Consider the following 13,185-nt stretch of genomic DNA (forward strand, 5'->3'; position numbering starts at 1 on the left):
CGCTCAAGGGCGCGCCGCGGGGCGTCCCGCGACCACGGCACGTATTTGCTCGTCGCTGTATCCGGCGACCTCGCGCAGCACCCGCTCGGTGTCGCCGCCCAGTTCGGGGGCGCGCGTCGGTTGCGGGATCTGCTCGTCGGGGAAGCGGACCGGGCTCGGCATGAGGTCGGTGCCCATGCGTTCGGCCGGCATCCACGGCATGCGCGCGGCGAACTGCGGGTCGTCCACGATGGTCCGCGGCGTGTTCACCGGCGCGATCGGCACCTCGTGCGCCGCGCCGAGGCGGACCCATGCGGCGGTGGTCCGCGATCTGAACAGTACGGTCAGGGCGTCGCGCAACTTCGTGTCGCCGACGGCGTGGTCGGCGATGCGGGCGCCTCCCTCCCGGTAGAGGTCCATCCGGCCGGAGGCCGCGCAGAAGTTGTGCCAGAACGCGTCCTCGGAGGCCATCAGAAGCACGTGCCCGTCCGCCGTGGCGTACATCTGGTACCGGACTCCCTCGGCCATGCCGCCGGTCCCGGGCGCCCGGCGGCGGCCGCCGTCGGCGGGGTTGCCGGTGACCTCGTCCTCGGGGCGTTCGTACGCCCGGTATCCCTCGATGCGGAGCCAGTCGAAGGCGGCCGCCGCGTCGGACTGCGCGACCTCCAGCCGCGACCCCTCTCCGGTCGCGCGGGCGCGGAGCACCGCCGCAAGGATGCCGAACGCGCCGAACAGCGGCCCGGCGTGGATGCCGATGGAGGTGTGGTCGGGGATGTACGCGTGCCCGTTCTCGTCGACGGACGGGGCCACGACACCCGACCAACTGTCGAAGGCGATGCCGTGACTGGGCAGGTCCCTGAGCGGGCCGGTCTCGCCGAAGCCGCTGACCGTCGCGAAGACGAGCCGCGGGTTGACGGCGCTCAGGTCGGCGTATCCGAGGCCGCGGCGGGCGAGTCCGCCGGGGCGCATGGCCTCGACGACCACGTCGGCCTTGGCGGCCAGCGCGCGGAAGGCGTCCGCGCCTTCGACGGTGCGCAGGTCCAGGACCACGCTGCGCTTGCCGCGGTTGAGGTGCCAGTGCATGAGCGCGACGCCGTCGACGATCGGCCAGGCCATGCCGCGCACGTAGTCGCCTGAAGGCGGTTCGACCTTGATGACCTCGGCTCCCAGGTCCGCGAGATGCGTGGTGACCGCGGCCGGGCCGAGGATGGAGCTTTCCACGACGCGCAGACCGTCCAACGGCGCTCGGCGTGCTGTCACTTCCGCCCTCCGCCCTCACGGTCCCAGGTTGCCCCGCCGACCCCGCGTTCGCGCAGAACGTGCTTCTGGAGCCGCAACGACGTGGTGTTGCGCGGGAGTTCGGCTACGACGTCGATGTAGCGCGGCACCATGTACCCCGGCATGCGGCCGGTCAGGAATTCGGTCAGTGCCTCGGGATCCACGGTGTGCCCCTCGCCGGGCACGACGGCGATCATCACCTCGTCGCCGCCCAGCGCCGCCGGGACGGCGAAGGCGGCGCATTCGCCGACCGACGGGTGCTCCAGGACGAAGTTCTCGACCTCGAACGACGAGATGTTCTCGCCGCGGCGGCGGATGGCGTCCTTCATGCGGTCCACGAAGTAGAAGCGGCCCTCCTCGTCCTGCCGGAAGGCGTCCCCGGTGTGGAACCAGCCGTTGCGCCAGGCCGCGACCGTGGCCTCGGGATTGTTGTGGTAACCGACGTTGAGGGTCCACGGCGCCGCGGTGCGCAGCACCAGCTCCCCGACTTCGCCGCACGGCAGCGGCATGTCGTTCTCGTCGACGACGCGCGCCTCGGCGCCCAGTGGTCCGGGGCGGATCGTTCCGCTGGTCTGCCATGGGCCGTGGTCCCAGCCGGTGGCGATCACCGCGGGGACCTCGCTCATGCCGTAGCAGGTGGCCACGCGTACGCCGAACCGCTTCTCGAAGGCCTCCGTCTCCGGGATCATCGGTCCCAGGATCAGGCCGCGCAGCGGGGTGTCGGCGTCGTCCGGGGACGGCGGCCGGGCGGCGAGGATCGCCGTCATCGGCCCGGCGATTCCGGCGGCGACGGCGCCTGCGGCCCGCACGTCGTCCCAGAACTCCGTTCCGCTGAAGCGGTCCCGGGTGACGAAGCGGGCGCCTCGCGCGGTGGCGTATTGCAGTGCCCCGAGCCCGGAGACGTGGAAGAGCGGCAGGGGGGCGAACAGCCCTTCACCGCAGGCGATCGTGTCCTCGGGCACCCAGCCCCAGTGCCCCGCCATGGCCGCCCACGGCGTCAGGACCCCCTTGGACGGTCCGGTGGTCCCCGATGTGTAGATGACCGAGGCGAGTTCGTGCGGTTCGGGTCCGGGGAACTCGGGCGCCTCCCCGATGCCGGCGAAGAGGGACGCCGCACCGACCACGGTCACCTCGGAGGTCCCCGCCGCCGGCGCCTCCCCGTCGGCCACGACGACGAGACGCACCTCGGGCAGTTCGGGCAGGAGCGGGAGGACCCGGTCGGCCAGGTCCGCGGATACGACGACGGCGACGCTGTCGGAGTTCCCGAGGACGTGCGCGAGCATCCGCCCGAAGTACGCCGTGTTGACCGGCACGCACACGTGCCCGCCGACACCGCAGGCGAGCCACACGCGCGCCGCGTCGAGCGGGTCGGAGAGCAGGTACGCGACGTGCTCACCGCGCCGGATCCCGGCCTGCCCCAGGGCGGCCGCCCATGTCAGTACGTCGCGCTCGGCGTCGCGATAGGTGATCCGGCGGCCGTCGCGGTGTTCGAGGAAGACCGACTCCGGTGTCTCCCGCGCCCAGCGGCGCAGGGCGTTCGGGGCCAGCTCGGCACGGTCCACGAGCCCGCCCGAGTCGGCCTTCCGCTCCGCGGTCGGCGGGTCCTGGTCGGGACGGAGCACGGGCACCTCCGGATCTGTTGGCGGCGGTCGTCGGCGGCACGGCGGCGACTCAGCCGATCGGGACGTAGACGTTCTTCGAGCGCACGAACTCGGCGATGCCCTCGCGGCCGCCCTCCTTGCCGTAGCCGCTGTCCCGGAATCCCCCGAAGGGCGCGGCGGCGGGGAGGGCGGCGAAGCCGTTCACGGACACGTATCCCGCGTCCAGGGCGGCGGCGACACGGTGGGCCCGTTGGAGGTCGCGGGTGTGGACGTACCCCGCGAGGCCGTAGGGAGTGTCGTTGGCGAGCGCGACGGCCTCTGCCTCGTCACGGAAGGTGGTGACGGTCAGGACCGGCCCGAAGACCTCGGTCTGCGCGATGGCCGATCGGGGGGCGACGTCGTCGAACACCGTCGGCGCCACGAAGTGCCCGCCGCTCAGACCGTCGCCGCCGACGGGCCCTCCCCCGAGGATGCGACGGCCCGCTCCCTCCTCCTCCGCATCCCGGATGAGACCCAGGATGCGTTGGGCGTGCGGGCGGCTGACCACGGGCCCGATCTGGGTGCGGGGATCGAGCGGATCGCCCAGCGGCATCGCACCGATCGCCCGGACGGCCCGGTCCACGACCTCGTCGTGCACGTCCTCGTGCACCAGCAGGCGCGTTGGCATGACACAGCCCTGGCCGCTGTTGCGCATGCAGACGCCGCCCGCGAAGAGGCCCGCGGCGTCGAGGTCCGCGTCCGGGAAGACCAAGTTGCCGGACTTGCCGCCGAGTTCGAGCACGACAGGGGTGATGTTGCGGGCGGCGCCGGCCAGGATCGCGCGGGCCGCGCCGATGCCACCCGTGAAGCTCAGCTTGTCCACTCCGGGGTGCGCGACCAGGGCCTCCCCTGCCGCGACTCCGCCCGGGACGATGTTGACGGCGCCTTCGGGGAGTCCGGCCTCCAGGGCGAGCCGGCCGAAGACCAGCGTGCTGAACGGGGCCAGTTCCATCGGCTTGACGACGACGGTGTTGCCGGCCGCGAGGGCGGCACCGGCTTTGCGGGCGACCGACGAAATGCCGCCGTTCCAGGTGGAGATCATGCCGATGACGCCGTACGGCTCCGGCAGCGTGTAGTCGAACGCCCGCTCGGGGAAGATCGGTACGACCCGGCCCTCCAGCTTGTCGGCCAGCCCCGCGTAGTACTCCAGGTAGTCGGCGGCCCGGCCCGGCATGGCCCGCGCCCCCGAGATCGGCGTACCGCACTCCAGAGTCAGCACCTGCGCGATCGACTCCGTCCGTCGGCGGATCAGCGCGGCGAGGCGCAGCAGGGCGTTGCGCCGCTCGTCCGGCCGCAGGCCGCGCCACACCGGGTACGCGGCGCGTGCCGCGTGCACCGCGCGGTCGACCTCGGCGGCGCCGGCCAGCGGCACGCGCGCCTGGACCCGTCCGGTGGCGGCATTGACGTGGTCGAAGTCGCCCTCGCTGCCGTGCTCGTGCTCCTCCGCCCCGATCAGGACGGTCATCCGGGGCAGGAACTCGGCCGCCGCGGTCTGGTGCCGCTGCGCGTCCACGGGGACGAGGACATCCGGGTCCGTCGTGGTCATCGTGGTGGCTCCTTGGTCTCCGGGGACGCTCAGAACGGCGAGGGCAGGCGCTGCATCGGGACGGAGACGACGGTCGAGCACTCGGCGGCGCACGCCCGCGCCAGGACCTCTGCGAGGTTCGTGATGTCGTCGACCACCTCGGCCTCGGCGCCGAAGGCGCGGGCGAGTGCGGACCAGTCGGGGTTGCGCAGGACGGTGCCGTATTCGCGGCCTCCGAAGCGGTCGCGCTGGTCGCGGTTGGAGTTGCCGTACGCGCTGTCGTCGAACACGACGGTCACCGTGTGGATGCCGTGCTGCACTGCCGTGGCCAGCTCGTTCGACGCGAACAGGAAGCCCCCGTCGCCGGTGACCGTGACCACGGGCACGTCCGGCCGCGCGACCTTGACCCCGAGGGCCGCCGGGTAGCCGAAGCCGAGGGTGCCCATGTACGAGGTCGACAGGTAGGTGCGTGGCGCGTAGACCGGGTACGCCATGTGGCACATGTACGCCACCGACGTGGTGTCGCACACGAGTACTCCGTCGTCGGGTATGCCCTGCCGCAGTGCCCTCACCATCTCCCATTGTGGGCCTATCGCGGCGAGTTCCCGTTCGGCCTTGGCCCGCGCGGCCCGTCCCTCGTCGGCCCGCGAGGCACGGTTGCCGCGGCCGCGCAGCAGGTCGGCGAGGGCGGCCAGGGAGAGCGCCGCGTCTCCGGCGACCGCGACGTCCGCGGGGTGGTTGCGTCCGATCTGCTCGGCGTCGACGTCGAGGTGGACCAGCTTCTGGTCCGGGCGAAGGCCCATGCCCTGGAAGCGGGTTCCGACCGCGAGGACGACGTCGGCCGCGTCGAGGACGGGCCGCATGCGCGGGTTGACCCACATCGTGCCGACGGACAGGGGGTGCCGGTCGTCGATGGCCCCCTTGCCCTCTCGGGTGGTGACCACGAGCGCCTGGAGCAGATCCACGACCTCGGTGAGGGCAGCGGACGCGTCCCCGAGGACCACGCCTCCGCCTGCCACGACAAGCGGGGCCGAGGAACCGGCGAGCAGTGCCGCCGCCTGTTCGAGCCGGTCCTGCGGGGCACTGCTCCGCGGGGGATTCGCCGCCGGGAGGGTGAGCGCGTCGGTCGGCTCCGCGAACGCCTCCGGGGGTATCTCGATCTCGGTGGGCCGCGGGCGTCCGGTGTGCATGCGCTCGAACGCCTCGTGGACGGCCGGCGCGATCCCGTCCGGGTGTATCACCCGCTCCGCCCACTTGGTGATCGGCCGGACGACGTCGAGCTGGTCGTGCACGTCGTGCAGGAGGCCCAGGTCCTTGCCTATCCCGTGCCGGTTGACCTGTCCGGCGATCAGCAGCACCTGCGAGGAGCAGGCGTACGCCGTCGCGAGCCCGGTGGCGGCGTTGTACACCCCGACGCCCGGCACCACCATGGCGACGCCGGGACGCCCGGACGCCCGCGCGTAGCCGTCGGCCATGTAGGTGGTGGCCTGCTCGTGCCGCGTGACGATGTAGCGCAGCTCGGGCGAGTCGACGAAGGCGTCGAGGGCCGCCATCAACTGGTCGCCGGGCAGCCCGAAAACGGTGTCGACGCCTTCTGCCACGAGTTGGCGGGCCAGTGCGTGACCGCCCGTCCAGTGACCCGTGTCAGCGCCCCCTTCGGCGGACATCTGTTCTGCCATGGTTCTGAGCCTCACTTCGACGCGACCCGCCCGGCCGAAACCGTCCGGACTATACATTGTATAAAGTACCTATGCCAGAGCGTCGGGTCCTCCGGCTATCGGATCTTCGGTTTCCAGATCTTCTGGTTTCCAGATATTCGGTTCCGGATCTTCGGTTCCGGATCCGAGGCTTCCGGACCTGAGGCTTCCGGGTCTAAGGGTCGTGCACCTGAGGATTTCCGCTCAGGGCGCGAAGGGCAGTTGGAACAGTTTGATGGCGTTGCCCCGGGCGATCTTGCGGATCGACTCGTCGTCCAGGTGCCCGAACTGCTCCTCCGCGGCCTTGACCGAGTGGGGCCAAGTACCGTCCTGGTGCGGGTAGTCCGTCTCGAACATGACGTTGTCCACCCCGATGCGGTGCAGCATCTCGACGCCGGCCCGGTCCTTGAAGAAGCAGGAGTGGACCTGCCGGTGGTAGTACGTCGACGGCAGCTCGGGGCACGCCGATTGCGAGTTGCTCCACCCGCGGTGCGTGTCCCAGACGTCGTCCACGCGCTCCAGGAGGTACGGCAGCCAGCCGATCTGCGCCTCGGCGTACAGCAGCTTGACGCCCGGGAAGCGGTGCAGAACCCCGGAGAGCAGGAAGTCCGTCATGCTCGCGACGGAGTTCCCGAAGATGATCGTCGCGGCCACCGCGTCGGGGGCGTCCGGCGACGCCTGCGGGGTCTTGGTGCCCGAGCCGATGTGCATGCACACCACCGTCCCGGTCTCCTCGCAGGCCCGGAAGAACGGATCCCAGTACCCGCTGTGGATGCTGGGCAGGCCCAGGTACGTCGGCAACTCGGAGAAGGCGACGGCGCGCACGCCCCGGGCGGCGTTGCGCCGGACCTCTGCCGCGGCGAGCTCGGCGTCCCACAACGGGACCAGGCACAGCGGTACCAGCCGCCCGCCGGACCCGCCGCACCAGTCCTCGACCATCCAGTCGTTGTAGGCGCGGACGCACAGCAGCGCCAGCTCGCGGTCCTTGCCCCAGAGGAAGACCTGACCGCAGAAGCGCGGGTAGTTGGGGTAGGACAGTTGGGCCTCGACGCCGTTGAGGTCCATGTCGGCCAGCCGGTCCTGCGGCTTCCAGCACCCCGGCCGCATCTGGTCGAAGGTCACTCCGTCCAGGCTGATCTCGTCGGCGGGATACCCGGCGGCGGCTATGAGCCTCTTGACCGAGTACTTGTGGTCCTCGTAGAACCACCAGGCGACGTCCGGACCTTCGGTCCCCGGCTCCTCGATGTAGCCGCCGCCGTCGAGCTTCGGGGTGCCCGCGGGCAGGTAGCGGATACGCGGCCCGATGTCCCGGTAGCGGGCCGGCAGACGGCTCGTCCACACGTCGGGCGGCTCGACGACATGGGCGTCGACGTCGATGATCAGGGGAATTCGGCCGGGGGCTCCGGACGGTTCGACCGGACCGGTATCGCTGGACATCAGGGCCCTCCCTCGCTTCTCGGCTCTCCGGACGGACATCAGGCGGGGCGGTCGCCGGCGATGGTGACCCGGTGCAGGACGCGCTCGGCGCCGCCCGTGTCGCCGACGACCGCGTGCTGGGTGCAGCGGTTGTCCCAGATGACGAGGTCGCCGACCTGCCAGCGGTGGCGGTAGACGTACTCCGACCGCGCCACCTGCGCGTACAGGTATTCGAGCAGCGGCGCGCTCTCCTCGACCGACCAGCCGTCGAACCGCTCCGTGTAGTCGCCGTTCACGAACAGCGCCTTGCGGCCGGTGACCGGATGCGTCCGGACCACCGGGTGCGTCTGCGTGACGGCACCCGTGTCCAGGCCCGCCGCGCCGGCCAGTTCGGTGCCCTTGTGCACCGCGCGCAGTCCGTCGAGCGTGGCCCGCAGCCCCGGCCCGAGGTTCTCGTAGGCCAGGTACGCGCTGGACCACATGGTGTCACCGCCGATCGGCGGCAGCGTTCGCGCCAGGAGCATGCTCAGCGCGGGCGGGCAGGCGGCGTGGGTGGTGTCCGCGTGCCAGCGCTGCGTCACGGGGTTGGGGTCGTAGATCTTCATCAGCCCCGGATAGCCCTCGATGCTCGGAACATAGGGGTGCACCGACACCTCGCCCCATTCGGCCGCGAAATCGAGCTGGTCCTGCGGCGACATCGACGCCTGGCCCCGGATGCACAGCACCTGGTGTTCGAGGAAGAGCGCCCGCAGGCGGTCGACCACCGCGCCGTCGACCCCCGACGCCAGGTCCACCCCCGTGACCAGCGCGCCGAGGGCCGACGAGAGGCGCTCGACCTTCAGGTTCACCGTTGCCGACACACGTCCTCCTGAACGTTGGGCCGCCCTCGGCGACTCTCGCACTGATCTACATATTGTATATTCTACATGCCACTCTCGGCGCCACCCATGCGAGGTAAACCGCGGCTCGTTCCCGGCACCGGCAGGGCCGGCGCGCCGGTCCGAGGAGGACGGAGTTCGGATGCAGCTCACGCTCGACGACGAACAGGAAGCCCTGCGACGTGCCTTCGCGGAACTCTTCGCCCGCGAGTCGTCCTCCGCGGCGGTCAGGGCCACGGAGCCGACCGGCTTCTCGCCCGGGCTCTGGGAGGTGCTGAAGGCGGCCGGGGCCACGGACCTGGGACTCCCCGACGAGGTCGGCGGCGCCGACGCGGCCCTGGGGCACTGCGTCGTCATCGCCGAGGAGGCGGGACGACGCGTCGCTCCCGTACCGCTCGCCGAACACACCGCCGCAACGCGCGCGGTGGCCCACGCGGGCGAACCCGGACCGCTTGCCGTCCTTGCGGCCGAGCCTGCCCCGATCACCCTGGCACTGCGTCCCGTCGGGCATGGTCCGGTGCTGGTGCCCGCCGGTTCGGTGGCCGGGCAGGTCCTGGTGCTGGACGCCGAGCGCGCACATCTCCTGCTGATACCGAACGACACCCCGCCCCCGGCCGTGCCCAACCTCGCGTCACTCCCCCTGGCCGAGCACCGGTTCGCACCGGCCGACACTCCGGGCGTGCTGGTCGCCGACGACGCACGGGCGCACGCGCTGTTCGCCGCGGCCGTCGACGACTGGCGGCTGCTCACCGCCGCCGCGCTGGTCGGACTCGCCGACGAGGCACTCGCCCGCACGGTCGAGTACGTGTGCGACCGGCGGCAGTTCGGACGGCCCATCGGGTCGTTCCAGGCGCTCCAACACGGTCTCGCGGAAATGCCCGGCCGGATCGCGGGAGCCCGGCTCCTCACGGCACGCGCAGCGTGGTCGTCGGACAACGGACACGGCGACGCGGGACGGCTCGCCCGTACCGCGTTCCTGTTCGCGGCCGAAACCGCCCGCATGGTGACGTCCAAGGCCATCCACTACCACGGCGGCTACGGCGTCATGGAGGAGCACGACATCCAGATGTACTACCGCCGGGCGAAGGGCTGGCCGCTCGTGGCCGGCGACCCCGCCGCGGAGTACCGCCGACTCGCCGACGTCCTGTACGGCCCCGCGAAAGGACAGTGACGATGGACTTCACGGAGGACCCGGCGACCGGCGAGTTCCGCGAGGAGGTACGCCGGGTGCTCGCCGAGCACTTGACCGCCGAGCTGCGCGAGCACGTCGGGCGGACCGGCACGAACCACGACTGGGGGCTGCACCGTGCGGTAGCGGAACGCGGCTGGCTGGCCGGAGCCCTCCCCGTCCCGCTCGGCGGCACCGGGCGCAGCCCCGAGCAACTTGCTGCGCTCTTCCGCGAGTTGGAGCTCGCGTCGGCACCGTACGACGGCATCAGCAACGCCATGCTGGTCTCGTACATCCTCGGCCACACCGGGACCGCCACGCAGAAGGAGACAGTGATGGCCGATCTCCTGACCGGTCGTGCCATTGCGTGCCTCGGCTATTCGGAACCGGGCTCCGGCTCCGACGTCGCGGCCGCCGCGACCCGTGCGATCCGGGCGACCGACGGCGACGGATGGGTGGTCAACGGACAGAAGATGTTCACCAGCCTCGCCGAGGAGGCGCGGTGGGCACTGCTGCTCGCGCGCACCGACACCGAGGCGGCCAAACACCGCGGGCTCACCTTCTTCCTGGTCGACATGACGTCTCCCGGTGTCGAGGTCCAGGAGCTGCGCACGCTCAGCGGAAAGCGCACCAACATCACCTACTACGACGACGTGCGCGTACCGGACGCCTACCGCGTGGGCGAGGTGAACGGCGGCTGGGACGTCATGCTGGTCGCCCTGTCGTTCGAGCGCGGAGTGGCCGGAGGGATCAGCGACATCGCGGCCCTCCACGACCTCGCGGTCGCCAAGGCGCGTACGGTGCGGAGCATCTCCGGGGAGTATCTGATCGACCGCCCGGAAGTGCGCGAGCGCCTGGCGCGGGTCGCCGTCGACATGGAGGTCGCCGAACTGCTCGGCGCCCGGGTCGCGTGGGCCGCGGGCACGGACCGGCTCCCCGCCCAGGAGGGGGCGGAGTGCAAGCTCTTCGCCACCGAGGCATACGGGCGCGCGGCCGACGCGATTGTCGACGCCTTCGGCTCCGAGGGGCTCCGACACGACCGGGAGATCGAACACGCCTACCGCGTGGCGCCGATCTTCACCACCGCCGGGGGCACCAGCGAAGTGCTGCGCAACCTCATCGCCGAGCGCGGCCTGAAACTGCCCCGGGCGCGCTGACGGGGGGCGCACAGCTGCGGATCGTTCAGCCGACACCGGGTCGTCCGGCGGGACCGAGCACCTCGGCAGCAAGGCGCGCGCGGTGCCAGTGCGTTCCGCCCATGAGGAACGTCGACGCCTTGGCCGTGCGGTACGCGTCGCCCGGGCCGCCCTCCTGTTGCAGGTAGCCCCAGCCCCCGCACAGCCGGTGCGCGGACATGGCGGTCCGACAGGCGACGTCGTCCACATGCGCCTTGGCCGCGTGGACGTTCGCCGCTCCGACATCGTGCGCGGCCGCCGCCAGGACGGCGTGTGCGGAATGCAGGTCGATGACCATGTCGGCGAGGCGCTGGCGTACGGCTTGCAGGTCCGACAGCACTCCTCCGTAGGCCCGCCTGCCGGCCACGCGGCCGAGGGTCGCCCCGAGCGCGGCGCGGGCGGCGCCGGTGGCCTCGGCCGCGACCACGAGGGACGCGAGGCGCCGGGCCCGCTCCACCGTGGCGGGGTCGATCGGCGTGCCGTCGGCCGCCGCGGCCAGGACGAGGTCTCCGGACGGGTGCGGCCCGATGCCCGGCACGGGTTCGTGACGGACCCCTTCGGCCGTCGCGTCGACCAGGACCACTTCCGGCCCCGACGGCCCCGCCGCCACGACCACGAGCCGCAGGCCCGAGGGATCGCCGTAGAGGACGGGCGCCGGGACGCCCGGGACCCGGCCCTCCACGCGCCCGCCGACGATCACGGGACCCGGTGCCACCTCCGGCCCGCCGTCGCAGCCCACGTACGTCCGGCCGTCGTCGGCACCGCACAGCAAGCGGCCCAACACCAAGGGCACGACGCTGGGCTTTCCGGCGGCGGCACGGGCCTCGGCGACCGCCAACAGGCGCCGCACCTCGACGACCGAAAGTCCGTCCTTCCACAGGGATTTGACGATCACCGCCGGCGCCGGAGGGTCCTGCTCCTCGGGCATCGCGGCGCCCGAGAGGATCGCCGCAGCCGGGTCGGCGAGCGCCCACCGGGCGACGCCGTCGCGGTGCAGTTCGTTGGCGCCGACGCTCACCGGCCCGTCGACGCGGAACAGGCACTCGTACGCGAACCGCCCTCCCCACGGTGCTCCCGCGATCGCGGGGCCGGCGACCGACCCCAGCCTGGCGCCCGCCGGCCCGGCCAACTCGGTGACGCGGTGGGCGATCTCCTGAAGCAGTTCGGTCAGCATGACCTTGGCCATGGCCGGAGCCATCGGGGCGGCCGGCTCGCGGACCGGCCGCAGCGCGACCTCGCGCGCGGCGGCACCGCGCGCCCACAGCGCGCCGAGGGTGTCCGCGGCGAGGGCACCGACACCGGCACCGGCGTCACGGCACCATGCGGCGAACTCGTGCAGCATGCGGTCGACCCACCCGGCGTGGAACAAGGCCCCGTGTTCCGCCTGTACGGCCGCCGCCAGTTGCCGCCGACCCTGCCCGACCGTGCCCACGACGGCCTCCGGTCCCAGGCGTACATCCTCGAAATGGATCTCGTCGAGTGTGTAGCCGGCGATGGTGGGCCGCCGCCGGACCCGCACACCCCGGGTGTCCATCGGGAGGGTGAACATCGTGAGTTCGGCTCGGCCGCACGCGTCGACTCCCGTGCGGGCGATCGTCAGGCACCGGTCCGCCTTGGCGCCCCCGGTGACGAGGCACTTGGCTCCGTCGAGCCGCCAGCCCTCACCATCGGGGACGGCGGAGGTTGTGATGCGGGCCATGAGGTCGTTCCCCGCGTCCGCCTCGGTGTAAGCGATGCACCATGTATCGGTGCCTTCGGTCATGCCGGGCAGCAGCTCCGCCTGTCGGTCCGCCGATCCGAACTGCCGGAGAGGTGCCGCCGCGAGGACGACTCCGGTGTCGACGAGCGGCGCGTCGTGGTAGGCCACTTCGTACGCGAACACCGCCGCGCACTCCGGGGCGATGTCCGGTCGCAGCAGGCCGCGCCTGCCGGCGTCGGCCAGCAGGGCGCGCTCGAACTCCTCGGCGAAACCGGTGCGGTCACGGGGATCAGCGGGGGCACCGGGCATCGCCGCGGTGAGCCAGGCGCACACCTCCGCGCGATACCCCTCCGCACTGTCGAGGCCGAGCGGGGCGCGATGCCATTCGTGCGGTTGATCGCTCACGTGACGGGCTCCTTCGCGAGGCCGGGGCGGGTCCGCCGCGTCCGGCCCATGGTCGCCCGGACTTCCGACAGCCGCGTCGTGCGGAGTCTACAGGAGAACATCATATATAAAGTATGCTTCTATCGTTACCGTGCCCGCAGTGCCCATGGCCGCCGCGGAGCGCCACCCGCGACGGAGGTAGGCATGCCATAGCCCACCCGCAGGGCGCGGGCGTTCATCCGGTTCCGGGGTCGTATAAAGTACAAGAGAACAAGGTTGTCCAAACAACCCGCATGATCCATTCGCGGCCGCGTTGGCCGAGGTCGCTGAAACAAAAAGCCTCATG

9 protein-coding genes are annotated in these 13,185 nt (G+C 71.9%); 2 read left to right on the forward strand and 7 right to left on the reverse strand.

Annotation, left to right across the window (positions count from 1 at the left end; genetic code table 11):
- Window positions 1–3: 3 nt before the first annotated feature.
- The 6 genes from ACRX5S_RS35780 to ACRX5S_RS35805 form a co-directional block, all read right to left on the reverse strand.
- A complete protein-coding gene (locus ACRX5S_RS35780) occupies window positions 4–1,239 on the reverse strand; it encodes a CaiB/BaiF CoA transferase family protein (RefSeq protein WP_436777398.1) in 1,236 nt (411 codons plus the stop codon).
- Entirely contained in the window at window positions 1,236–2,879 is a 1,644-nt protein-coding gene (locus tag ACRX5S_RS35785) for an AMP-binding protein (protein ID WP_436777399.1), read from the reverse strand. The genes ACRX5S_RS35780 and ACRX5S_RS35785 overlap by 4 nt, the downstream gene beginning before the upstream one ends.
- Before the next feature lie 49 nt (window positions 2,880–2,928).
- A complete protein-coding gene (locus ACRX5S_RS35790) occupies window positions 2,929–4,443 on the reverse strand; it encodes an aldehyde dehydrogenase family protein (RefSeq protein WP_436777400.1) in 1,515 nt (504 codons plus the stop codon).
- 29 nt (window positions 4,444–4,472) lie between these two features.
- Complete coding sequence (locus ACRX5S_RS35795; protein WP_436777401.1) at window positions 4,473–6,101, reverse strand: thiamine pyrophosphate-binding protein; 1,629 nt, start codon at window positions 6,099–6,101, stop codon at window positions 4,473–4,475.
- A 222-nt stretch (window positions 6,102–6,323) separates the two neighbouring features.
- The gene (locus ACRX5S_RS35800) at window positions 6,324–7,556 is read right to left on the reverse strand and encodes an amidohydrolase family protein (RefSeq protein ID WP_436777402.1); all 1,233 of its coding nucleotides are present in this window, start codon (window positions 7,554–7,556) and stop codon (window positions 6,324–6,326) included.
- Window positions 7,557–7,594: 38 nt separating this feature from the next.
- Complete coding sequence (locus tag ACRX5S_RS35805) at window positions 7,595–8,395, reverse strand: TauD/TfdA dioxygenase family protein (RefSeq protein WP_436777403.1); 801 nt, start codon at window positions 8,393–8,395, stop codon at window positions 7,595–7,597.
- 160 nt (window positions 8,396–8,555) lie between these two features.
- On the opposite strand from ACRX5S_RS35805, the gene ACRX5S_RS35810 reads away from it, so the two are divergent.
- The gene (locus ACRX5S_RS35810) at window positions 8,556–9,584 is read left to right on the forward strand and encodes an acyl-CoA dehydrogenase family protein (RefSeq protein WP_436777404.1); all 1,029 of its coding nucleotides are present in this window, start codon (window positions 8,556–8,558) and stop codon (window positions 9,582–9,584) included.
- Between the two features lie 2 nt (window positions 9,585–9,586).
- A complete protein-coding gene (locus ACRX5S_RS35815) occupies window positions 9,587–10,738 on the forward strand; it encodes an acyl-CoA dehydrogenase family protein (RefSeq protein ID WP_436777405.1) in 1,152 nt (383 codons plus the stop codon).
- A 25-nt stretch (window positions 10,739–10,763) separates the two neighbouring features.
- Here the strand turns inward: ACRX5S_RS35815 and ACRX5S_RS35820 are convergent, their stop codons facing one another.
- Window positions 10,764–12,860: an acyl-CoA dehydrogenase family protein gene (locus ACRX5S_RS35820; protein WP_436777406.1), complete on the reverse strand. Its 2,097-nt coding sequence runs from the start codon at window positions 12,858–12,860 to the stop codon at window positions 10,764–10,766.
- Window positions 12,861–13,185: the final 325 nt, after the last annotated feature.

It is taken from the genome of Yinghuangia sp. YIM S09857 (genome assembly GCF_051388915.1).
Lineage (GTDB): Bacteria > Actinomycetota > Actinomycetes > Streptomycetales > Streptomycetaceae > Yinghuangia.